Raw genomic sequence first — 22,120 nt, 5'->3', positions numbered from 1 at the left:
TCACGCATGTCGAACAAACTGGAAATGATGCGGATATTTTGTGGCGCTGCGGATGCCAGCAGTTTCAAGGAAGCTGCCTTGCGACTGGGAATATCGCCGCAAGCGGTAACACGCGCGATCAAGGATCTTGAGTATGCTCTGGGCGAGCTGCTATTCCACCGCAATACGCGGCAAATCCGCATCACCGAGTTCGGTCGTGGCTTTGCTCTTGAAGCCAGAAAAGCGCTAGCCGATGTCGATAATCTGTTTACTCCCGGCGCTGGCAGCAAACCTAGTGAATTTGGCGGGCTGGTGCGCATCACGGTGCCCATGGGTATAGGGCGCACCTTCATACTCCCTTTATTGCGTGACCTCTCATCCTCTTATCCCGGCATTCAGTTTGATATTCGTTTGTCAGACAATATTGCGGACGTCATTGATGAGCAGATCGACATCGGCATACGGGTGGGTGCCACGCTTAAAGACAATGGGTTTATTGCCAAAGCGGCAAGCCTGGTGGCCTTTTGGAATGTGGCATCCCCGGCGCTGATTAAACGCATAGGCAAACCATTAACGCCGCAGGATTTGCTCCATATGCCCACCACGGGGCTCATTGCCCCCAGCAGTGGCCGGGCCTGGCCATGGATGTTTGCGCGAGGCCAGCAGTTACAGATCAATAACCAGGTGTTGCTGACCAATGACTCACAACTGGAAATACAGGCAGTGCTGGATGGGATAGGCATAGGCCAGATTGGGAGTTGTATGGCGATTCCATACATACGCGAGGGACGTTTGATCCCCCTGCTGGAGGACTATACCGTCGAACCCTGGACCTTGTATGTCTACCGACCGCAACGTGGGCCGGTCGCTCCTCGGGTACGTATTGTGTTTGATTACCTGGCAGAGCAGCTGGCCAATGAGTTGGTATTCCCGACCACGCTGTAATGCCTTTTCAAGGCCCAATAAAAAAGGCTGCTCAAAGCAGCCTTTTTGTTGAACATGCAAAAATCAACGATTGTTGAAGAAAGCGATGTTCATGCAACGGTCATTCACGAACGTAAGCTCGGTGACCTTGTAGGTCTTTTTAGGGGAGTATTCCACCAGGTTGTTGTAGTACCACATTTCCACATTAACCGGCTTAGAGGTATCGAGCTGCTTGCCCACAACGCCACCGGCGTTGGATGGCATGACGGATTGTTCTTTTTTCACGGGCTTGCCCAGGCGCTCTGTCACCACTTGGCGAGACTTGCCGCTGAATGCACGCAAGAAATCGGTTTCTGAATAATTACCTTTTTTTGCAGTAGCTGCCTTGGCAGGCGCGGTGTCAGCAGCCATGGCAGGCAATGCAGCCACGGCAAGTAACGCAGCCAGCAGCACAGAGGCAGAAAAAGTCTTGTTCAATTGCATGGTATTCAGTTGCATAGTGAGTTCCGATACACGTTTGAGGGGGCGATTATCGCACTTTTAGGCAGCACATGCAGCAGGATAGTTTCACTACATGTTCATTCAAATTGTAATTGCAAACCGTCATAGCCGACATGCACATTCGGCGGCAGCAGAGCAGTCACCGCTGTATATTCCATTTCGTGTGTCATGTGGATCAGATAGGTATTGCCCGCCGCAATTCTGGCGGCATATTCGAGGCTTTGTTCCAGGTTGATATGCGTGTAGTGCGGCTTGTAACGCAGGCAATCGAGCAGAAGAAATTCCAGCCCCTGTAGCAAGGCAAGCGAGGTTTCCGGGATTTCGGATACATCGGTCAGGTAGGCCAGATTACCGATGCGAAAGCCCAGGATATCGCTATAGCCATGCTTAACTGGAATCGGTGTCACGGTCTGACCGAAGAGTTGAAATGGTGCTTTTACTTCATTGAGCCCCAGTACGGGCAAATCCCAGAAATCACTCGGCTCGCGGATGGTATAGCCAAACTTGTCGGCGATATGCGTCAGAGCATCTGCTTTGGCGTAGAGCGGAATTTGTTTTCGTTGTATCTGGCAGAACGCACGCAGATCATCAATGCCGTGCAAGTGATCCGCATGCGTATGCGTATAGAGCACCGCATCCACGCGATTGAGGCCTTCTCGTAGCGCCTGGAAACGCAGGTCCGGCCCGGTATCAATCAGCACCACTTCACTTGCAGGAAAGGTAATAGCCGAGGAGCAGCGAGTGCGCTTGTTGCGCACATCACTTGAGCGGCAGGTCGCACATTGGCAGCCCACTACCGGCGTGCCGGCGCTGGAGCCTACACCCAGCATGGTCAGCTGCATGGACGCGCCTGCCTGAACAGGGTGAAGAAATTACGGGTGGTTGCCTCGGAGAGTTCATCCAGCGAGATGCCACGCAGATGTGCCACCTCTTCTGCCACATGCTTCACATAGGCAGGCTGATTGGTTTTGCCACGAAACGGAATGGGGGCGAGGTAAGGCGAGTCCGTCTCGACCAGCACACGATCAAGTGGGATTTGACGCGCCACTTCTTTCAGCGCGCCAGCGTTCTTGAAAGTCACGATACCGGAGAAAGAAATATAAAAGCCGAGCGCCATCGCCTGCTCAGCCACTTCCTGGCTTTCAGTAAAGCAATGCATGACGCCGCCGATACGCTCAGCGCCCTCTTCCCGCATGATGCGTATGGTGTCTTCAGCCGCAGATCGCGTATGGATGATCAAGGGCCGATCCGCGGCGATGGCCGCGCGGATATGGGTGCGGAAGCGTTCCCGCTGCCACTCAAGATCGCCAGTGAGGCGAAAGTAATCCAGCCCGGTCTCGCCGATGGCAATCACCTTGGGGTGCTGCGCCAGCCTGACCAGATCTTCTGCAGTGAAAAATGGCTCATCTTCATAGTCTGGGTGCACGCCGACCGATGCGAAGATGTTGTCATGGGCTTCTGCCACTGCCAGCACGGCGGGGAAATCTTTCAAGGTGACGGAAACACACAGGGCATGGCCAACTGCATTTTCAGCCATCGCGGCACGCAGCGCGGGCATATTGCGGGCAAGGTCAGGAAAATTGATATGGCAGTGGGAGTCGACAAGCATGGAGATTATTCACAATAACGGCAAACATGCCGGGTTAACAACAATACGCAGGACAAGCTGCGACATAAAACGAATACGTTGAGGGTGAATATGGTTTCACTTCACCTGGCATCAACCTACATGGTGTAAGTGGGCCGCGGGGATTTCATGGCACCACCCAGTAACCCTTCAATCTTGTTCTTGACCTCAATGCCGCCGTCTTTTTCACTAAAACGGACACCAATTCCTTGCGGGCGGCTACCTTGTGTCACGGGTGTAATCCATACCACATGGCCCACGACTTTCAGCTTGATCGGATCATCCAGCAGGCTGAGCAGCATGAAGACTTCATCCCCGATACGATAAGGTTTATTGGTGGGAATGAACAAGCCACCGCCTTTGATGAACGGCATATACGAGGCGTAGAGCGCTGCCTTTTCCTTTATAGCCAGTGACAACACCCCGGGCTTGGCGGGGGAGCTGATCAAGGGGTCATTAGGGAGCGCGCTAGTACTCATGTTCTGGTTTTGACGGAAAATAACTGCACATACTGCAACATCAGGCTTTCCAGTTGCAGCTCATTGTTCAATGGATGCGTCGCACTGCGGTAGGCATCGTCAAGTTTACGCTGTAATTCAAGCATTTGAGCCAAGTCTACGCTTTTGGCCAAGCCTTGCAAAGCGGCATTGTGCAGGATGTGGTATCGCGCCTGCACAGCAAACCGGCAGGCAAGCAAGTCATAAAGCCATTTTTGCAATACCCGCATGGCTTCCGCCATTCCCAGGGCATTAAGCATGGTTACCAGAGAGTAAGCATCGGCACCAGCCCCGCGGGCCAGTTGATTCAGTATCAACTCCAGCGGCTTGCTGCCTTCGGCCTGATCACGTGCCACCATCGGCGAACCACCCGCGTATGCCAATCTGACCACTGCTTGCTCTACGCCCTGCCCGCCTAGCCAAGCAAGAGCGCCCTGCATGTCCGGCACGGGCATATCGACCTTGCGACAGCGGCTGGTAATGGTCGGCAGCAAACGTTGGGGCTGATGGGCCACCAACAGGAATACAACGCCCGGTGGCGGCTCTTCCAGCATTTTCAGCAAGGCATTGGCAGAGGCTATATTCAGCCCCTCAGCAGGACATATCAGCGCGATGCGCACGCCATCGTTGTGATGGCTGGATAATTCAAGGAACCCACCCAGCTCGCGTACCTGTGCGACGGATATCTGTGTTTTTTTTGAGGTGGTCTTGGCAGGCGCTGATGAGTCCTCATCAGCTTGATCCTGCTCGGGCGCCAGCAGACGAAAATCCGGGTGGCTGCCTTGGGCAAACCATCCACAACTCGCACAAACGCCACAGGCATGACCATCTGCTTGCGGCTGCTGGCACAGCAAGGCCTTGCTCAGTGCTTGCGCGAACTGAAGCTTGCCTATGCCTGCAGGGCCACGCAGCAGCATGGCATGTGGCAGGGTTTTCTTCTGGGCGATCAAGCCCGCCCACACCGCCTGTTGCCAGGGAAAGATCGTGGATTCCTGACTCATAACCCGCTCAATGCCGCGCTGACGGCCAGCTTGACCTGATCCAGCGGCTGGTTGGAATCAATGATCCGGAAGCGTTGTGGAAATTGCTGCGCACGCGCCAGATAGGCGCTGCGAATACGCCGGAAAAAATCAGCAGATTCGCGTTCAAACTTATCTGGCGTGCGGGCCGCGGCCAGCCTTTGCACGCTGACTTCCACTGGCACATCAAACAGCAAGGTCAGGTCAGGCTGCAACCCTTGTTGCACCCATTGCTCGAGCTGGGCAATGCGTTCGGCGGCCAGCCCTCTGCCACCATGCTGGTATGCAAATGAAGCGTCGGTAAAGCGGTCGGACAAGACATAGGCACCGCGTTCCAACGCAGGCAGGATGACCGTGGACAGATGCTCCTGACGTGCGGCAAACATGAGCAGGCTTTCAGTTTCAGCCGCCATGGGGGTATGCAGCAGGACTTCACGCAGCTGCTCGCCCAACTCTGTACCGCCCGGCTCGCGCGTGGACACCACCTCCACGCCGCGCGCCTGCAATTGCGTCAGGATATCCGGGATATGCGTGCTTTTGCCCGCACCATCCATGCCTTCAAGTGTGATGAATTTACCGCGCACGATTGGGCCTCAATTGATACTGCACCACCGCACGGTTGTGTTCCGCCAGAGTGGAAGAAAATGCATGACTGCCATCGCCCTTGCCGACGAAATACAATGCGCGTGTTTTCATGGGGTGCAGTGCAGCTTCAATCGCGCCCAGACCTGGCATGGCAATCGGCGTGGGGGGCAAACCAGCCCGTGTATAGGTATTGTATGGGGTATCCAGCAGCAAGTCTTTTTTACGCAGATTGCCATCAAACCGCTCACCAACGCCATAAATAACGGTAGGGTCGGTTTGCAGGCGCATGCCCAGGCGCAGGCGGTTGAGAAAAACGCCCGCAATTTGCGGACGTTCAACAGCACGACCGGTTTCCTTTTCAATAATAGAAGCCATGATCAAGGCCTGGTATGGCGTTGCATAAGGTAAACCCGCGTCCCGCCCGACCCAAGCGGTGGCGAGCTTTTGCTGCATGGTGGTGTAAGCCCGCTTGAGGATGTCTTTGTCACTCGATTGCGGCGTGAAGTAGTAGGTATCCGGGAAGAATAAACCTTCAGCAATCTCTTCGGTGGCGCCAACTTCAGCCAGTATTTGCTGATCGGTAAATGCCATGGTCATATGGCGCACGGATTCATGGGCATTGAGCGCTGCCCGCATTTGCTGAAAGGTCCACCCCTCAATAAAGGTAATGCTGGCCTGCGTGGTATTGCCATTAGTCAAGGTAACCAGCAATTGATAGGGCGTGGTACCCGCCGCAATCTGATAATTTCCGGCCTTGATGTCGCCCGCCTTGCCAAAAAGACGCACCAGCACTTCAAAGCTCCAAGGCTCCTGCAGCACGCCCTGCTGCACCAGTTGAAGCCCGACGCTACGCAAGCTGCTGCCCGCCTTCAAAGAGACATCCTCTGTGGTGGTACGGGCCTCCAACGGCGTCGTGCTGTAGAAATATAGCCATGCCCCTGCCGCCAGCAGCCCCAGGCATGCAAGTAACAGTAAAGTCCTAATCAATTTCATGTTGTTCCTGCAATAAATACCTTAACTGCTCAGCCAGTTGCTGAGGCTGCCAGATTTTTCCGTTGAAGCGCGTTACTTGCCATGCACCAAACAGGCTGTTGCAAATGATGATCTCATCCGCTTGCACCATTTGATCCAGCGAAATGTCCGCCACCCCTGCTTGCATGCCTAGCGAAGGCGCCAATTGCAGAATGCGATCACGGGTGACGCCCGCTACCCCACAGTTTCTCAAGTCTGGCGTCAACAAGCGGGAGCCAAATCGAAGCAGAACGTTGGACATGGTGCCTTCGATCACAAACCCCTGCTGATCAAGGAGCACACCGTCAAAAATATCTGGGTCTTGCCACTCCATGCGGGCCAGTACATTTTCAAGCCGATTGAGATGCTTTATGCCAGCCAGTCTTGGCTGGTGGGCCAAGCGCAAGTTGCACAGCGTCAGATAAACCCCAGCTTCCCCATAATGTGCCGGGTAAGTCGGCATGGCGGTACGCATGACGATACGGGTGGATTGCATCTCGGGATTGATGGCATAGCCCCGCCCCCCTGCCCCACGACTGATGATGATTTTCGCAGCGCCAGTTCCATGATCAGCATAAAGCTGCTGAATATCCTCCAGCAGAATGCTGGCTGAGGGGCAAGACAAGCTTAATCGGAAGCAGTCTTCGCTAAGCTTGGCATAATGCAAAGCCCATACCTGAGGTTTGCCATGGATAACAGGCAAGGTTCGAAATACGCCATCGCCATAAGCCAGGCCGCGGTCTACAGGCGATATCAATGCGTCGGGCCGACCATTTACCAGTGTCGGCAAGGGATACGTCATCGGGCGCTCATGTGCTCGTTAAAAACACCGTTATCCTAAAGCATGTTGACGTCATTACAAAGGAGTCTTGCATTCACAAAAGCTGTGGATAGATTTGTGGAAGATTGCTGGATAATGCCGCTAAGTCCTGCTGGGCATTAGATTTTTTGATTTTGCCTCAAAAAGAGCACTAAAAAAATTTAGTATAAAAATCAAAAACTTGAAAAAACAAAACAATCCCGAGTCTTGTGTTTTGTCATGGGACTGTCAAATGCAACAAAACTGTGCATAACCATCAAGGCCATGCACAGTTTTGAGCGTAATACAAGCCTGATCGCGAGATCAGATTTTGGCAAACACCAGCGAACCGTTGGTACCACCGAAGCCGAAGTTGTTTTTCAGCGCCACATCAATCTTCAGATCACGCGCCTCATTGGCGCAATAATCGAGATCACATTCAGGATCCTGATTAAAGATGTTAATAGTGGGAGGCGATACCTGATGATGGATGGAAAGAACCGTGAATACCGATTCCAAGCCACCGGCACCACCCAGTAAGTGACCAGTCATCGACTTGGTGGAATTCACCACCAAGTTCTTGGCATGGTCACCAAATGCAGCCTTGATCGCATGCGTTTCATTGGTATCACCCAGCGGAGTTGAGGTACCGTGTGCATTAATGAACTGCACCTGATCTGGATTAAGGCCGGCATTGTTCAATGCGTTACGCATGGAACGACGAGGACCATCCATATTGGGTGCGGTCATATGATATGCATCGGCACTCATTCCATAGCCGACCAACTCGGCATAGATCCTGGCACCACGTTTCTTGGCAGACTCGTACTCTTCCAGCACCATGACACCAGCGCCTTCGCCAATCACGAAGCCATCGCGATCGCGATCCCATGGACGGCTTGCGGTCGCCGGGTCGTCATTGCGTGTAGACAATGCACGGGCAGCAGCAAAACCACCAACGCCCAATTGCGTAATGGCTGCTTCTGCACCACCGGCAATCATGACGTCCGCATCGCCGTATTCGATCATGCGGGCTGCATCACCAATAGAGTGCGTACCCGTGGTACAGGCAGTGACAATCGCCACGTTCGGGCCCTTAAAGCCGTACATAATGGAGAGATTGCCGGAAATCATGTTGATAATCGTGCCGGGAATAAAGAACGGCGAAATTTTTCTTGGACCGGATGCGTGGAACGTCTCATCCGTCTCTTCAATAAGCTGCAAGCCGCCGATACCGGAACCAATCGAAACACCGATACGTTCGGCATTTTCTTCAGTCACTTCAATACCTGAATCACGCACTGCCTCAATACCCGCTGCCATGCCGTACTGGATAAAGGTATCCATACGACGCGCTTCTTTGGCAGGCAGGTACTGGGAGACGTCGAATCCTTTAACCTCACCCGCAATTTGCGAGGCGAAGGGGCTAGGATCAAACTTGGTGATTCTGGTGATGCCGGATTTCCCGGCCAGAAGATCAGACCAGGACGCCTGAACACCGACACCAACCGGTGATACGACGCCCAGGCCAGTCACGACAACTCTGCGCTTCTGCAGATTGTGCTTGGACAAAAGCAACTCCAGAATTTAAGAATGGATGGGGAAATTACTTGAGGTTGGCGCTGACGTAGTCAATCGCTTGCTGAACGGTTGTGATCTTCTCTGCTTCTTCATCAGGAATTTCACAATCAAATTCTTCTTCAAGTGCCATCACGAGTTCAACGGTGTCGAGCGAATCAGCACCCAGGTCATCTACAAAGGAAGACTCATTCTTTACATCAGCTTCATTTGCACCCAATTGCTCAGAAACGATCTTTTTAACGCGTTGTTCGATGTCAGACATCTAAATACCCCTTTCAAGTTTATGTTGCTTACAAAAGCTCGGGCTATTCTAGCAAAAGTCCCGAGGAATTCAAAAAACTGCTTGATACAAAAAACCTGGCGATCACGCCATGTACATGCCGCCATTTACGTGCAAGGTTTCGCCCGTAATATAAGCCGCTGATGGAGAAGCTAAAAACACGACTGCCGCTGCAATATCATCCACATGACCCAGCTTGCCCAAAGGAATCTTGCCCAGCAAATCGTCCCGCACTTTTTCGGGGAGTTCGCGTGTCATGTCAGTATCAATGAAGCCGGGAGCCACACAATTCACAGTAACACCACGACTGCCAAGTTCGGCAGCAAGTGACTTGGTGAATCCGCTGACACCTGCTTTGGCAGCGGCATAGTTCACTTGGCCGGCATTGCCAGTGTGTCCAACAATAGATGAAATACTGATGATGCGGCCTTGACGGGCCTTCATCATCGGGCGCATCACGGCTTGCGAGAGGCGATACACCGAAGAGAGATTGGTGGAGATAACCGCATTCCAGTCATCCTCCTTCATGCGCATCAATAAAGTGTCACGCGTGATACCTGCATTATTCACGAGGATGCCAACGTCACCATAAGACGCCGCAATCTGCACAATCACGGCATCAATCTGCTCGGTGTTATTGACATCCAGCGCTATCCCCTGCCCTTTAATGCCTGCAGCTTGCAGCGCCTTGGTGATTTGTTCAGCGCCAGCTTCACTGGTAGCGGTGCCAATTACAACAGCCCCATTGCGGCCCAAGGCCTGGGCAATGGCAGCACCGATACCACGGCTAGCGCCAGTGACCAGCGCGATTTGATTCTGAAGCATCTGCAACTCCTGAATAAATTATGATTTAAATTGAGATTGAGCTTCGTCAATCGTGGCTTGACCGATCAGTGCCACACAGGCCAACTCAGGGACGATACGCTTGGCGAGTCCTGCCAGCACCTTGCCTGGCCCACATTCTGCGCTGTGGACGATGCCTTGCTGACTGATCTTCTGGACAGTCTCCACCCAGCGAACCGGGCTGTATAACTGACGAACCAAGGCATCCTTGATGTTGGCTGCATCGTCATGGGATTCAACATCTGCATTGTGAATGACTGGCGTCAACGATGAGGCAATGTTGATATCTTGCAGGTAGTCTTTCAACTCAGCCGCCGCTGGCTGCATCAGGGCACAATGAGATGGCACGCTGACGGGCAGCAGAATAGCGCGTTTGGCGCCCTTGGCTTTAGCCGCTTCCATGGCACGCTCTACTGCCTCGCGGTGACCTGCGATCACCACCTGACCTGGGGAGTTGAGGTTAACCGCTTCGACAACCTGGCCTTGGGCAGCTTCGGAACAAGCCGCACGCACGTCGTCATCGCTCAAGCCGAGAACCGCTGCCATAGCACCTACGCCTTCGGCAACCGCTTTTTGCATAACCTCGGCGCGATAACGCACTAATGGCAATGCCGCATCAAAACTTAGTGCCCCTGCAGCAACCAAGGCGGTATATTCACCGAGGCTATGCCCTGCCATGACAGCAGGCATTTGGCCATGCTGAGCCTGCCAGGCACGCCATGTGGCAATCCCGGCAGTCAACATCAAGGGTTGCGTATGCGTAGTCTGGTTCAGCAGGTCATTTGGCTCGGTGGCCATTTTCCAGAAGTCTTCACCGAGAATATCGGAAGCTTCTACAAAGGTATCGCGTATCAGGGCCAGACCATCAAAGCCCTGCATCATGCCTACGGACTGCGAACCTTGACCAGGGAAGAAAAATGCAAATGTCATGTCTATCTCTGTGAGTTATCTTTTAGAACTTCATCAATACAGAACCCCAGGTGAATCCACCACCAAAGGCTTCCATCAGAATGGTTTCGCCACGCTTGATACGGCCATCCCGCACTGCCACGTCCAGCGCCAGAGGGATAGAGGCCGCCGAAGTATTGCCATGGCGATCAACGGTAACAACGACTTTTTCCATGCCCATGCCAAGCTTTTTGGCGGTGGATTGGAGAATGCGGATATTGGCCTGGTGCGGCACCAGCCAGTCAACATCGGACTTTTGCAGGCCATTGGCCTCCAATGTTTCATCGACGATGGCATCCAGTGTATTAACCGCCACCTTGAAAACAGCATTGCCTTCCATGTGAATGGTCTTGCTGCCTTCTTTTTGCGAAACGCCGGTCGGCACATTCAGCAATCGAGCATGCTGACCATCTGCGTGAAGATGCGTAGAGAGGATGCCCACTTCATCAGAAGCACGAAGGATCACAGCACCTGCGCCGTCACCCCATAAAATGCAATTACTGCGATCCGTCCAGTCGGTAATACGCGACATGGTTTCTGCGCCAATCACCAGGGCGGTTTTGGCTGCACCAGACTTGATAAAGTTGTCGGCGGTTGCCAGCGCATAGACAAAGCCGCTGCACACTGCCTGAATATCAAATGCAGGACAAGGTCCGAGCCCAAGGCGAGCCTGAACCAGACAGGCAGTGCTGGGGAATACGCGATCCGGCGTGGTCGTCGCCACAATGACCAGATCGATATCTTCATGGGTAATGCTAGCAGCTTCTATTGCACGCAATGCAGCTTCGTAAGCCAGATCACTGGTAAATTGGCCGTCGGCGGCAATGTGGCGCTGGCGTATACCAGTGCGCGTCACAATCCACTCATCACTGGTATCAACCATGCGCTCAAGCTCCGCATTGGTCAGTATGCGCTCGGGCAGATAACTGCCAGTTCCGGCGATACGGGAATATGTCATGCTAATTCTTTCGTAGTCTCAGCAGGTAGCTGTGCCGCTGCGGCTGGCTTGATATGTTCTATTTCCAGCTGTTCGGTAATGCGCTTCAATACGCCACTACGGGATTCTTCGCTGGCCACCTGTATGGCATGCAAAAAGGCAAACGTGTCAGCACCGCCGTGGCTCTTGACCACAATACCGCGCAGACCGAGGAAGCTGGCGCCATTGTAACGGCGATGATCCAGCCGTTTCCTGAATGCCTTCAATACTGGCATGGCAGCCAGCGCCATCATCTTGGTCAGCCAATTGCGCTTGAATTCCTGCCCGAGGAAACTACCCATCATCTGAGCCAGCCCTTCAGAGGTTTTCAAGGCCACATTCCCGACAAAGCCGTCACAAACGACCAAGTCTGTGGTGCCCTTGTAGATGTCGTTGCCTTCGATGTTGCCATAAAAATTCAGATGGCTCGCCCGCAGCAACTCACCAGCCTGTTTGACCACCTCATTGCCCTTGATATCCTCGGACCCGATATTAAGCAGGCCAACCGTAGGCCGCTCCTTGTGCTCAACACAGGAAACCAGCATGGCACCCATGATCGCAAACTGGAGAAGGTGCTCTGGGGTACAGTCGGCATTGGCACCAAGATCCAGCATATAGGTGAGGCCTTTGCGACTGGGCAAAGTGGCCGCAATAGCGGGCCTGTCGATACCCGGCAAGGTTTTCAGCACGAAACGAGCGGTTGCCATCAGAGCGCCAGTATTGCCAGCACTTACGCAAGCATGCGCTTCTCCGCTCTTGACCAGATTGATGGCAACACGCATTGAAGAGTCTTTTTTATTCTTCAACGCGCTTTGCGGGGATTCGTCCATGGTGACCACTTCACTCGCGTGATGAATACGCAAGCGGGGGCCGACTTTCGCATGATGCGCAGTCAGCTCAGCCTCGATTACCTCGGCTAATCCAACCAGAACGATATTGATTTCAGCATCCTGCTTCAACGCTTGCAGCGCAGCAGGAACGGTGACATGAGGGCCGTGGTCGCCGCCCATGGCATCCACAGCAACTGTGATATCCATGTACTAATTGGCTTTTATATAAAAACAAAGCGCCGATTCTTTATCAGAACCGGCGCATCTGTTTGATACTAACTTACTCGCCCTTGGCAGGCAGAACCTTACGACCACGGTAGTAACCGCTAGGGCTTACGTGGTGACGCAGGTGAGTTTCACCCGTCGTTGGCTCAACAGCCAATGGAGGGTTAGTCAGAAAATCGTGTGAGCGATGCATACCGCGCTTCGATGGGGACTTCTTGTTTTGTTGAACTGCCATGATCTACTCCTGTTAACTAATTAATCCCGGTGTTTTCCGGGCTTCAAACCCTGCAACACCGCAAATGGATTAGGTTTTCCCAGCTCAAGACGATCGCCTTTTACGGCACAATCCTCTTGTTCGTGCTTGGGTGCCAGCGGCATCGCCAGCAACACCTCATCCTCTATCAATTCCGACACTTGCATATGCGTTTCAGCAACCAGGTAATCCCTGTCATCGAGATCCTCTTCTTCTGACGGAATAGCATCCTCATCCGGCACCAGATAATACAAAGTCGAAATATCGATGTTGTATGACATGGCTTCCAGACAACGCTGACATGTTAAACCCAGATCCCCGGACACCTTTAACTGCAGTGTTGGTTTGCCGTCGTTAACATTCCCCAGCAAGCGCCAATTCAGCGCGCCATCAGCCGATGCATAGGCATCTTGGAGGCGCGGAAATTGCGAAACCGAAATTGTACCATGAATTTCAAGCGCTTTTCGCGCAAACTCAATGCTATTGATGATGTTCTGTGCAGCCATAGGGGCGCATGATATAATTTGCATGTTTCTGTGTCAAAAAATCAGGTCTCAAAGCGTGATCAAAAAAATACTTATAGCTAATCGCGGTGAAATTGCAGTCCGCATCGTTCGCGCATGTTCAGAAATGGGAATCAAGTCAGTCGCCATCTACTCTGATGCCGACCGCCACGCATTACATGTCAAGAAAGCCGACGAAGCCTATAACATTGGCTCAGACCCGGTGGTAGGTTATTTGAACGCACACAACATTGTTAATCTGGCCGTTGCTTCAGGCTGTGATGCCTTGCATCCAGGCTATGGCTTTTTGTCCGAAAATCCTGAACTAGCCGAAATATGTGCACGCCGTGGTATCAAATTCATTGGCCCGGATGCAAAAGTCATTCGGCAAATGGGTGACAAGATCCAGGCACGCAATGCCATGATCAAGGCGGGCATCCCTTGCGTGCCAGGCAGTAATGGCAACTTGGCCGATCTTGAAGAAGCTCGCGCCCTCGCCAGCAAGATTGGTTACCCCATCATGCTGAAGGCCACCAACGGTGGTGGCGGTCGTGGCATTCGTCGCTGTAATGACGAAAAGGAATTACTGAGCAACTATGACCGCGTCATTTCGGAAGCCAGCAAAGCGTTTGGCAAGCCTGAAGTATTCCTTGAAAAATGCGTGGTCAATCCAAAGCATATTGAAGTACAGATCATGGCAGACAGCCATGGCAATGTGATTCATTTGTTCGAGCGCGACTGCTCCATTCAGCGCCGCAACCAGAAATTGATCGAAATTGCACCATCTCCCCAGTTGAGCAATGCGCAACGCGAGTATATCGGCAAGCTCGCCGTCAAGGCAGCCAAGGCAGTTGGCTACAAGAATGCCGGGACCGTGGAGTTTTTGCTCGATTCGGACAACAGCTTTTATTTCATGGAAATGAATACCCGCCTGCAAGTGGAACATACCGTGACCGAAACTATCACCGGTATTGATATTGTGCAGGAACAGATTCGCATTGCGGATGGTCTTAAACTTCAATACAAGCAAGAGGATGTGCACTACCGCGGTTTTGCAATGGAGTTCCGCATCAATGCTGAAGATCCGAAGAAAGACTTTTTACCCAGCTTCGGCAAAATCACGCGTTATTATGCCCCTGGCGGCCCTGGTGTCCGCATGGATGCAGCGATGTACAGTGGTTACGTTATCCCTCCCTATTATGACTCGATGTGTGCCAAGCTTACTGTGTGGGCACTTAATTGGGAAAGCGTGATTGAGCGTGGCCGTCGCTCGCTGAATGACATGGTGGTATATGGCGTGAAAACGACGATCCCTTACTATCAGGAGATCCTTAATCATCCTGATTTTCGCAGTGGCAAGTTTGATACCAGCTTCGTTGAAGCCCATCCTGAGCTGATTAATTACGAGACCAAGCTACCACGCGAATTGATCGCCGCCGCCATCTCAGCCGCCATTGCAGCGCACGAAGGCATCTAAATAGAACCCGTATTAATAGTGAAGCGATAAGTTAAGAATATGGCAAAAGTATATGTTACTGATGTAGTTTTACGCGATGGTCACCAGTCATTGATCGCAACACGCATGCGCACCGAAGACATGCTGCCCATCTGCCCTCAGCTTGATGCCATTGGCTTCTGGTCATTGGAAGCATGGGGCGGCGCGACGTTTGATTCATGCGTACGTTATCTGAAAGAAGACCCTTGGGAGCGCCTGAAGAGCTTGCGCAAGGCCTTGCCATCTACGCCAATTCAAATGCTGCTGCGCGGTCAGAATCTTCTGGGTTACCGTCATTATTCGGACGACGTGGTTCGTGCGTTCGTGCAAAAGTCTGCAGATAACGGGGTTGATGTTTTCCGTATTTTTGATGCGATGAATGATCTGCGCAATCTGCGCACCTCTATCGAAGCCGTCAAAAAGGTTGGCAAGCATGCCGAAGGTACCATCAGTTACACCACCAGTCCGGTGCATGGCATTCCCTATTTCGTTGAGCTGGCAAAAGAATTAGCTTCCTTCGGCTGTGACACCATTGCCATCAAGGACATGGCCAGCCTGCTGACGCCTGAAGTCACCGGCGAACTGGTCAAAGAGTTACGTGCTGCCACCAATTTACCAATTCACCTCCATGCCCACGCCACTTCCGGCCTGGCCAGCATGTCCATCCTGCGTGCTGTTGATAACGGCGTAGCGATTGTGGATGGCGCTATTTCCTCCTTTGCTGAAGGCGCGAGTTTGCCAACAACCGAAAGCATCGTTGCTGCATTGCAAGGTACGGAATACGACACCGGCCTTGACTTGGGCAAGCTGCAAGAAATTGCCGCTTACTTCCGTGAGGTTCGCAAAAAATATTGGCAGTTCGAAAGCGCGTTCACTGGGGTTGATACCCGGGTACTGGTCAATCAGGTGCCAGGCGGCATGATATCCAATCTCTCGAACCAGCTGAAAGAACAAGGCGCACTCGACCGTATGGACGAAGTATTGGCAGAAATTCCGCGTGTGCGTGAAGATCTTGGCTTCCCTCCATTGGTCACGCCAACCTCGCAAATCGTGGGTACCCAGGCCGTATTGAATGTTATGACCGGCGCACGTTATAAGTCCATCACTAATGAAGTGAAAAACTATTTGCTGGGCCAATATGGTAAAGCACCTAGCACCGTCAATTCTGATGTGAAGCACCTGGCCGTAGGTGATGCTGCTGTCGTTACCTGCCGCCCTGCCGATCTGCTGAATGCTGAAATGGATAAATTGCGCGCCGAATCCGAAGGTTTGGCAAAAACTGAAGAAGATGTGCTGACCTACGCCATGTTCCCTGACTTGGCCAAGACCTTCCTACAGGAACGTAATGCAGGCACCCTGAAACCAGAAGCGCTACTGACCAAAGAAGCTGCCTCAACTTCGGCCGCTCGCTATGCTCCGCATGAATTCAACGTGACCCTGCACGGTGAAACCTTCCACATCAAGTTGACGGGTAGCGGTCATGCTGGTGAAGATCAGCGCCCATTCTATGTATCCGTAGATGGCGTGGCGGAAGAAGTTGTCGTAGAAACCCTCAGTGAAATTGAAGTCAGCGATGGCAACACAAACGGCAATGGCCGTAAAAAGGCCTCCAGCACTGCAAACAACACGACTGGCCGTCCTCGCCCCTCCCATGTCGGGTGTGTAACAACAGCCATGCCGGGTACTATCGTTGAAGTGAAGGTCAAGGCTGGTGACCAGGTGAATGCCGGGGATGCAGTGCTGGTGATTGAGGCGATGAAAATGGAAAATGAAATCCAGGCGCCTAAATCCGGGATTGTTGTCGCCGTTCACGTGGTCAAGGGTGACAGCGTGACTCCCGATGAGTCCTTGCTGGAAATTCAGCCCGCTTAACCGCAGCGTCATCCATAACAAGCCGGCAGCTTTCATATCTGTCGGCTTTTTTATTGGTAAAAGAATTATGCCTGTCGAACTGATTCTCGCATCCTCCTCCCCCTTTCGCCGCGACTTGCTGGCCAGGCTGGATATTCCGTTCATCTGCTGCTCACCCGACATTGATGAATCCGCTTTGCCGGATGAGCAGCCAGAACAAACCGCTTTAAGGTTGTCTCAAGAAAAGGCGCGCAAAGTCGCCGAGCAATATCCGCAAGCCCTGATTATTGGGTGCGATCAGGTGGCAACACTGGATGGGCTGCAAATTGGCAAGCCCGGCACCCATGCCAATGCGGTGGTTCAATTACAACGCATGCGCGGGCGCGAAGTGACCTTTCACAGCGCACTATGTTTATACAATGCCGCCACCGGCACCATCCAAGCTGATGTTGTGCCTTACATTGTAGAGTTCAGAGCGCTGAGCGATGCCCAGATTGAAAACTATCTGCACAAAGAGCAGCCATACAACTGTGCTGGTAGTGCCAAATCAGAGGGGCTGGGCATTGCACTCATTGCGCGTATGGAGGGCGCAGACCCGAATGCCCTGATCGGGTTACCATTGATCCGCCTCATCAGCATGCTGCAAAACGAAGGCTTATCCATTATCTAAGTGGGCACAGCCCCAAGGAGATTTTCATGCAAAACCGTGTTCTCGCTCTATGTCTGAGTAGCCTGTTTGCCAGTCAGGTTCTGGCTGCTGATACAGAAGAAATACTAAGTACATTGCAGGATCAAACCCAAGTAGCCGTCACCATTTATAACGATGACCTTGCCCTCATCAAAGACCAGCGAAAAACCAGGCTTCCTACAGGCAATAGTGTGCTGACCTTGCGTGACGTGAGCGCTCAGCTGCGCCCGGAAACAGCCCTTTTGCGCAGCCTGAACACACCCAATACATTGAACGTTATTGAACAGAATTTCGACTTTGACTTGCTGACACCGGAAAAGCTGCTGGAAAAATATGTAGGAAAAACAGTACAACTCGTACGGGTCAACCCCGCCACAGGAGTGGAGACCAGCGAGCAAGCGCAAGTGCTGTCAGCAAATAACGGTGCGGTGCTCAAAATTGGTAACCGGATTGAAACCGGTATTGCTGGACGGATTGTCTACCCGGATGTGCCTGCCAACCTGCGTGATCGCCCCACCCTGCTCACGCATCTGAGTAACAAGCAGGCTGGCGACCAAACTGTGGAGCTCAGTTACCTGACAGGTGGCCTATCCTGGAAAGCCGACTATGTCGCCGAACTGAATGCCACCGAAGACAAGCTGGATCTGTCAGCCTGGATCACGCTTAACAATACCAGCGGCGCTACCTATCGCAATGCCAAGCTGCAGCTGGTAGCGGGCGATGTGCACCGTGCACCACAAGCCAGACCCATGCTAATGAAGATGGCCCGATCGGAAATGGCGGTGGATGCCGCCGCTCCGGTGAGTGAAGAATCCTTGCTGGAGTATCACCTTTACAGCCTGGATCGCCCTACTACACTCGCCGAAAACCAGTCGAAGCAAGTGGCGCTGCTTAGCGCAAGCCAGGTACCTGTGCGCAAGGAGCTATTGCTCAAAGGCGCCGATTATTACTATGGTTCAAACTTCGATGAAATAGGCCAGAAACTCAAAGTCGGTGTCTTTATCGAATTTGACAACAAGGAAGCAGATCGCCTGGGCATGCCCTTACCCAAGGGTACGCTGCGTGTGTACAAAAAAGACCGCCAGGGCAACGCCCAGTTTGTTGGCGAAGACAATGTCGACCATACCGCGCGCAATGAAACCGTCAGACTCAAGCTTGGTGATGCGTTCGATATCAACGCGGACAAGAAGCAAACTGACTTCAAGCAGTTACCCAATCCCGGCAAAGGCAGCAGGGCCACAGAAAGTGCTTACGAAATTGTCCTGCGCAATGCAAAAAAAGAAGCTGTCACTGTCGTCGTGCAGGAGCCGATTCCCGGTGACTGGAAAATCCTGAAAGAAAGCCAGGCAGGCAACAAGCTCAATAGCCACCTCTACGCCTGGAAGGTACAAATACCGGCAGAAGGCCAAGCCGTACTCACCTATCGCACCCAGGTGAAATACTGATCACATGAGCACAACCTCCTCTTCCTCAGCCGCATCATCTCCCGTGGGTACGCTGTATCTATTGCCGGTCACGCTGGGGGATGACCGGCTGGATAGCGCATTGCCAGCTGAAGTACTCAAGCTTGCTAAAACGCTGGATACGTTTGTGGTTGAGAATGAAAAAACCGCGCGGCGCTTTTTATCCCTGATGAAAACAGATAAGCCGGTACGCGAACTGACGCTATTGACCCTGAATGAGCACACTGAAGAAAAAGCCCTGCCCGACCTCTTGAAACCTTTGTTGCAAGGCCATCATGTGGGCATCATGTCAGAAGCCGGTTGCCCGGGCATTGCAGACCCGGGGGCTCGCTTGGTTGAGCTTGCCCACCGCAAAGGTATTCGGGTTGTGCCCCTGGTAGGTCCTTCGTCCATCTTGTTGAGTCTGATGGCATCCGGGCTCGATGGGCAGCGATTCAGTTTTCATGGCTATCTGCCCAGCGATAAGGCCGCGCGTGTTCTACGCTTGAAGGAATTGGAGCGGGAGTCGCAGAAATGTCAGCAGACACAGCTCTTCATCGAAACGCCGTACCGCAATCAACATATGCTGGAAGATATTCTGGCGCACTGCCAAGGCACAACGAGACTGTGCGTCGCTACCAATATAAGCCTGACGAGTGAACGTATTGTCACCAAAACAGTGTCTGAATGGAAACGGCAAGAATTGCCTGACATCCAGCGTCAGCCTACGGTATTCCTGTTGCTGGCTGCCGTTGCGCGTTAGAGCAGTTTTCTGACGGGCGCATAACTGCGCCGGTGCACAGGCGAGACACCGTGCTCAATCAGCATGGCCATATGCATTGCCGTGGGATAGCCTTTGTGCTTGGCAAATCCATAATGAGGATATTGTTGATCAAGTGCATACAGCTCTTTGTCACGAGCGGTTTTCGCCAGAATGGAAGCCGCAGAAATCGCCTCGACCTTGCTGTCCCCATCCACAATTGCTTCTGTGAGCATTGAAACTTTGGGGCAATGCAATCCATCCACCAGTAATTTATGCGGCTGAATGGCAAGCTGCTCGACCGCCCGCCGCATTGCAAGCAGACTGGCCTGTAGAATATTGATGCTATCGATCTCTTCCACCGTACTGCTGGCAATCGCCCAGGCAAGCGCATGCTGTTTGATTTCCAGCGTCAACGCATCACGCTTTTTCTCGGAAAGTTTTTTGGAGTCAGCCAAACCGGGGATAGGCCTGGCAGGATTCAGAATCACTGCAGCGGCGTAAACGGCCCCAGCCAGAGGCCCCCGCCCGGCTTCATCCACCCCACAAACGATCAGCTCACTCATGGCAAGCAAGCCAGAATGGCGCGCGCCGCTTTTTCTTCGGTATTTTGCCGCAGCAGATGGTGAATGCGCGTGAATTCGGCTTTGATTTCTTCCATCTGGGTTTTATCGTTGACCATCGCCAGTGTCGCTTCGGACAGTTTTTCCGGCGTAGCATTGTGCTGCAGCAACTCTGGAACGACAAAGCGGCCGGCCAGCACATTGGGCAACCCCACATAGGGCAGATAAAGCATGCGCTTCAAGATTTGCCAGCTCAGCCAAGGCATGCGATAGGTAATGACCATGGGACGCTTGAGCAAGGCTGCTTCCAAGGTAGCCGTACCAGATGCCACAATGACAGCGTCTGCAGCCTCCATGGCCATATGGGCATGCCCAAACAAAATCTTGATCGGCAGTTCTTCCGCTTTTTCATCGTAAATGGCCTGCTCAAAAATCAGGCGGGTTTCACGGGTGATCAGCGGGACAACAAACTGGATGTCTGGCTGTTGTTCCAACATCTTTCGGGCAGTCTGCACATACAGAGAGGCCAACTGGCGCACTTCACTCTGACGGCTGCCGGGCAACATGGCAATCACTACCTGACCCGTTTTGAGCTTGAGATCTAGCCGCGCCTGCTGCTGGTCTGGCTCCAAGGGCAAAATATCGGCCAGGGGATGCCCGACATAACTTACAGGGACACCCGCCTGTTTATACAGGTCGGGCTCAAAGGGAAACAACGCCAGCATATGGGAAACTGCACGTTTGATTTTTGACATCTTGCCACGACGCCAGGCCCAAATGGATGGGCTCACATAATGAACCGTTGGGATGCCTCGACGCTTAAGCTTACGTTCAAGGCCAAAGTTGAAGTCTGGCGCATCAATGCCTATAAAGAGCTCGGGGCGAGCATCAATAATATCTCGGGCAAGTTGACGGCGCAGCTTCAATAGCCCTGGCAAGTGACGCAAGACTTCCAGGTAGCCACGAATGGATAAGCGCTCCATGGGGAACAGGGTACGAGCCCCCTCGGCCTGCATTTTAGGCCCTGCAATACCGACAAACTGCAAATCCGGCCTATGTTTTTTCAAGGCTCGGATCAAATGACTGCCAAGAAGATCGCCGGACGACTCTCCGGCCACAATGCCGATGATGGGCATGCTACAGGTCTTTCTTAACGGACAATGCCGCGGGTGGATATATTCAAAAAGTCCAGCAAAATGCCAAGTTCCTGGCATTCAGCAAGTTGCTGAGAAAGCTGCTCTTTGGCTTCTTCCAGCGTGAGTCCCTGACGATAAAGCGTCTTGTAAGCACGCTTGATACGCGTAATGCTATCAGCACTAAACCCGCGCCGCTTCAAGCCTTCAGCATTAATCCCATGCGGTTTTGCGTCATACCCTGCTGCTGTGACATAAGGAGGAATGTCCTTGAATACAACAGTGCCAACGGCTGTCATGACATGCGAGCCAATTTTGCAGAATTGATGCACCAGAGTAAAGCCGCCCAGAATAGCATGGTCATCCATATCGACATGCCCAGCCAGGGAGGAGTTGTTAGCCAGAATGGTGTGGTTGCCTACCTGACAATCATGCGCAATATGCACGTAGGCCATGATCCAGTTATCGTTGCCAATACGGGTTACACCTTTATCCTGAATGGTCCCCCGATTCAAGGTGCAGAACTCACGGATGGTGTTGTTATCGCCGATTTCAAGCCTGGTGGGCTCATCACGGTATTTTTTATCCTGCGGCGCTTCACCTAGGGAGGAAAAATGAAACAAATGATTGTTTCGACCAATGGTAGTTGGTCCGGCAATCACCACATTGTTACCAACCCGTGTGCCGGCACCTATCTTAACGTCAGCACCTATGCTGGTATAAGCCCCTACCTCAACGCTGCTATCAAGTTCAGCGCGTGGATCGATAATGGCAGTAGGATGGATTTTTACCTGGGACGTCATGATG

General features: G+C 52.7%; 25 protein-coding genes. 6 read left to right on the top strand and 19 right to left on the bottom strand.

Annotated features, from left to right (window positions below):
* Positions 1 to 6: 6 nt before the first annotated feature.
* Positions 7 to 924: a LysR family transcriptional regulator gene (locus LG204_RS10545; protein WP_230337229.1), complete on the top strand. Its 918-nt coding sequence runs from the start codon at positions 7 to 9 to the stop codon at positions 922 to 924.
* A gap of 63 nt (positions 925 to 987) precedes the next feature.
* Here the strand turns inward: LG204_RS10545 and LG204_RS10540 are convergent, their stop codons facing one another.
* The 16 genes from LG204_RS10540 to LG204_RS10465 all read right to left on the bottom strand — a co-directional run bounded on the left by LG204_RS10540 (position 988) and on the right by LG204_RS10465 (position 13,384).
* Entirely contained in the window at positions 988 to 1,401 is a 414-nt protein-coding gene (locus LG204_RS10540; RefSeq protein ID WP_230337228.1) for a hypothetical protein, read from the bottom strand.
* Positions 1,402 to 1,481: 80 nt separating this feature from the next.
* Positions 1,482 to 2,246, bottom strand: a complete 765-nt coding sequence (locus tag LG204_RS10535) for an MBL fold metallo-hydrolase (protein ID WP_230337227.1) — start codon at positions 2,244 to 2,246, stop codon at positions 1,482 to 1,484.
* A complete protein-coding gene (locus LG204_RS10530; RefSeq protein ID WP_230337226.1) occupies positions 2,237 to 3,013 on the bottom strand; it encodes a TatD family hydrolase in 777 nt (258 codons plus the stop codon). The genes LG204_RS10535 and LG204_RS10530 overlap by 10 nt, the downstream gene beginning before the upstream one ends.
* Positions 3,014 to 3,129: 116 nt before the next feature.
* The gene (locus LG204_RS10525; protein ID WP_230337225.1) at positions 3,130 to 3,510 is read right to left on the bottom strand and encodes a PilZ domain-containing protein; all 381 of its coding nucleotides are present in this window, start codon (positions 3,508 to 3,510) and stop codon (positions 3,130 to 3,132) included.
* Positions 3,507 to 4,529 (bottom strand): DNA polymerase III subunit delta', encoded by a 1,023-nt coding sequence (holB, locus tag LG204_RS10520; RefSeq protein ID WP_230337224.1) that lies wholly within the window; start codon positions 4,527 to 4,529, stop codon positions 3,507 to 3,509. The genes LG204_RS10525 and holB overlap by 4 nt, the downstream gene beginning before the upstream one ends.
* Positions 4,526 to 5,131 carry a dTMP kinase gene (gene tmk / locus LG204_RS10515; protein WP_230337223.1) on the bottom strand — a complete coding sequence of 202 codons (606 nt, stop codon included), beginning with the start codon at positions 5,129 to 5,131 and terminating at the stop codon, positions 4,526 to 4,528. The genes holB and tmk overlap by 4 nt, the downstream gene beginning before the upstream one ends.
* On the bottom strand, positions 5,121 to 6,125 hold the full coding sequence (mltG, locus tag LG204_RS10510; protein ID WP_230337222.1) for an endolytic transglycosylase MltG: 1,005 nt from the start codon (positions 6,123 to 6,125) through the stop codon (positions 5,121 to 5,123). Before mltG ends, tmk begins: the two co-directional genes overlap by 11 nt.
* Complete coding sequence (pabC, locus tag LG204_RS10505; protein ID WP_230337221.1) at positions 6,112 to 6,945, bottom strand: aminodeoxychorismate lyase; 834 nt, start codon at positions 6,943 to 6,945, stop codon at positions 6,112 to 6,114. Before pabC ends, mltG begins: the two co-directional genes overlap by 14 nt.
* A gap of 321 nt (positions 6,946 to 7,266) precedes the next feature.
* A complete protein-coding gene (gene fabF / locus LG204_RS10500; RefSeq protein WP_230337883.1) occupies positions 7,267 to 8,499 on the bottom strand; it encodes a beta-ketoacyl-ACP synthase II in 1,233 nt (410 codons plus the stop codon).
* A 49-nt stretch (positions 8,500 to 8,548) separates the two neighbouring features.
* Positions 8,549 to 8,785, bottom strand: coding sequence for an acyl carrier protein (gene acpP / locus LG204_RS10495; RefSeq protein ID WP_013442241.1), 237 nt, complete (start codon positions 8,783 to 8,785; stop codon positions 8,549 to 8,551).
* Between the two features lie 102 nt (positions 8,786 to 8,887).
* The gene (gene fabG / locus LG204_RS10490) at positions 8,888 to 9,628 is read right to left on the bottom strand and encodes a 3-oxoacyl-ACP reductase FabG (protein WP_230337220.1); all 741 of its coding nucleotides are present in this window, start codon (positions 9,626 to 9,628) and stop codon (positions 8,888 to 8,890) included.
* An 18-nt stretch (positions 9,629 to 9,646) separates the two neighbouring features.
* Positions 9,647 to 10,576 carry an ACP S-malonyltransferase gene (gene fabD / locus LG204_RS10485; protein ID WP_230337219.1) on the bottom strand — a complete coding sequence of 310 codons (930 nt, stop codon included), beginning with the start codon at positions 10,574 to 10,576 and terminating at the stop codon, positions 9,647 to 9,649.
* Between the two features lie 22 nt (positions 10,577 to 10,598).
* Positions 10,599 to 11,552 (bottom strand): beta-ketoacyl-ACP synthase III, encoded by a 954-nt coding sequence (locus tag LG204_RS10480; protein ID WP_230337218.1) that lies wholly within the window; start codon positions 11,550 to 11,552, stop codon positions 10,599 to 10,601.
* Positions 11,549 to 12,607 carry a phosphate acyltransferase PlsX gene (gene plsX / locus LG204_RS10475; RefSeq protein ID WP_230337217.1) on the bottom strand — a complete coding sequence of 353 codons (1,059 nt, stop codon included), beginning with the start codon at positions 12,605 to 12,607 and terminating at the stop codon, positions 11,549 to 11,551. The genes LG204_RS10480 and plsX overlap by 4 nt, the downstream gene beginning before the upstream one ends.
* Positions 12,608 to 12,680: 73 nt before the next feature.
* On the bottom strand, positions 12,681 to 12,860 hold the full coding sequence (rpmF, locus tag LG204_RS10470) for a 50S ribosomal protein L32 (protein WP_015830096.1): 180 nt from the start codon (positions 12,858 to 12,860) through the stop codon (positions 12,681 to 12,683).
* A gap of 20 nt (positions 12,861 to 12,880) precedes the next feature.
* Complete coding sequence (locus LG204_RS10465; protein WP_230337216.1) at positions 12,881 to 13,384, bottom strand: YceD family protein; 504 nt, start codon at positions 13,382 to 13,384, stop codon at positions 12,881 to 12,883.
* 55 nt (positions 13,385 to 13,439) lie between these two features.
* Here LG204_RS10465 and LG204_RS10460 point away from each other — a divergent pair, with 55 nt between their 5' ends.
* The 5 genes from LG204_RS10460 to LG204_RS10440 all read left to right on the top strand — a co-directional run bounded on the left by LG204_RS10460 (position 13,440) and on the right by LG204_RS10440 (position 19,620).
* Positions 13,440 to 14,858, top strand: coding sequence for an acetyl-CoA carboxylase biotin carboxylase subunit (locus LG204_RS10460; protein ID WP_230337215.1), 1,419 nt, complete (start codon positions 13,440 to 13,442; stop codon positions 14,856 to 14,858).
* 39 nt (positions 14,859 to 14,897) lie between these two features.
* A complete protein-coding gene (oadA, locus tag LG204_RS10455) occupies positions 14,898 to 16,748 on the top strand; it encodes a sodium-extruding oxaloacetate decarboxylase subunit alpha (protein WP_230337214.1) in 1,851 nt (616 codons plus the stop codon).
* A gap of 67 nt (positions 16,749 to 16,815) precedes the next feature.
* Positions 16,816 to 17,397, top strand: coding sequence for a Maf family nucleotide pyrophosphatase (locus tag LG204_RS10450; RefSeq protein WP_230337213.1), 582 nt, complete (start codon positions 16,816 to 16,818; stop codon positions 17,395 to 17,397).
* Positions 17,398 to 17,423: 26 nt separating this feature from the next.
* Entirely contained in the window at positions 17,424 to 18,860 is a 1,437-nt protein-coding gene (locus LG204_RS10445) for a DUF4139 domain-containing protein (RefSeq protein ID WP_230337212.1), read from the top strand.
* A 4-nt stretch (positions 18,861 to 18,864) separates the two neighbouring features.
* On the top strand, positions 18,865 to 19,620 hold the full coding sequence (locus LG204_RS10440) for an SAM-dependent methyltransferase (RefSeq protein ID WP_230337211.1): 756 nt from the start codon (positions 18,865 to 18,867) through the stop codon (positions 19,618 to 19,620).
* On the opposite strand, the gene rnhB is transcribed toward LG204_RS10440, so the two are convergent.
* Genes rnhB through lpxA form a run of 3 tightly spaced genes read right to left on the bottom strand, consistent with a single transcriptional unit; the run spans position 19,617 to position 22,116 of the window.
* Positions 19,617 to 20,183 (bottom strand): ribonuclease HII, encoded by a 567-nt coding sequence (rnhB, locus tag LG204_RS10435; RefSeq protein WP_230337210.1) that lies wholly within the window; start codon positions 20,181 to 20,183, stop codon positions 19,617 to 19,619. The two genes, LG204_RS10440 and rnhB, sit on opposite strands and share 4 nt — an antisense overlap.
* Positions 20,180 to 21,316 (bottom strand): lipid-A-disaccharide synthase, encoded by a 1,137-nt coding sequence (lpxB, locus tag LG204_RS10430; RefSeq protein ID WP_230337209.1) that lies wholly within the window; start codon positions 21,314 to 21,316, stop codon positions 20,180 to 20,182. Before lpxB ends, rnhB begins: the two co-directional genes overlap by 4 nt.
* A gap of 14 nt (positions 21,317 to 21,330) precedes the next feature.
* Positions 21,331 to 22,116 (bottom strand): acyl-ACP--UDP-N-acetylglucosamine O-acyltransferase, encoded by a 786-nt coding sequence (gene lpxA, locus LG204_RS10425; protein WP_230337208.1) that lies wholly within the window; start codon positions 22,114 to 22,116, stop codon positions 21,331 to 21,333.
* Positions 22,117 to 22,120: the final 4 nt, after the last annotated feature.

It is taken from the genome of Methylovorus menthalis (genome assembly GCF_020523625.1).
Classification (GTDB): domain Bacteria; phylum Pseudomonadota; class Gammaproteobacteria; order Burkholderiales; family Methylophilaceae; genus Methylovorus; species Methylovorus menthalis.
The sequence above is the reverse complement of the archived record's forward strand: the minus strand, read 5'-3'. Positions and strand labels throughout refer to the sequence as shown.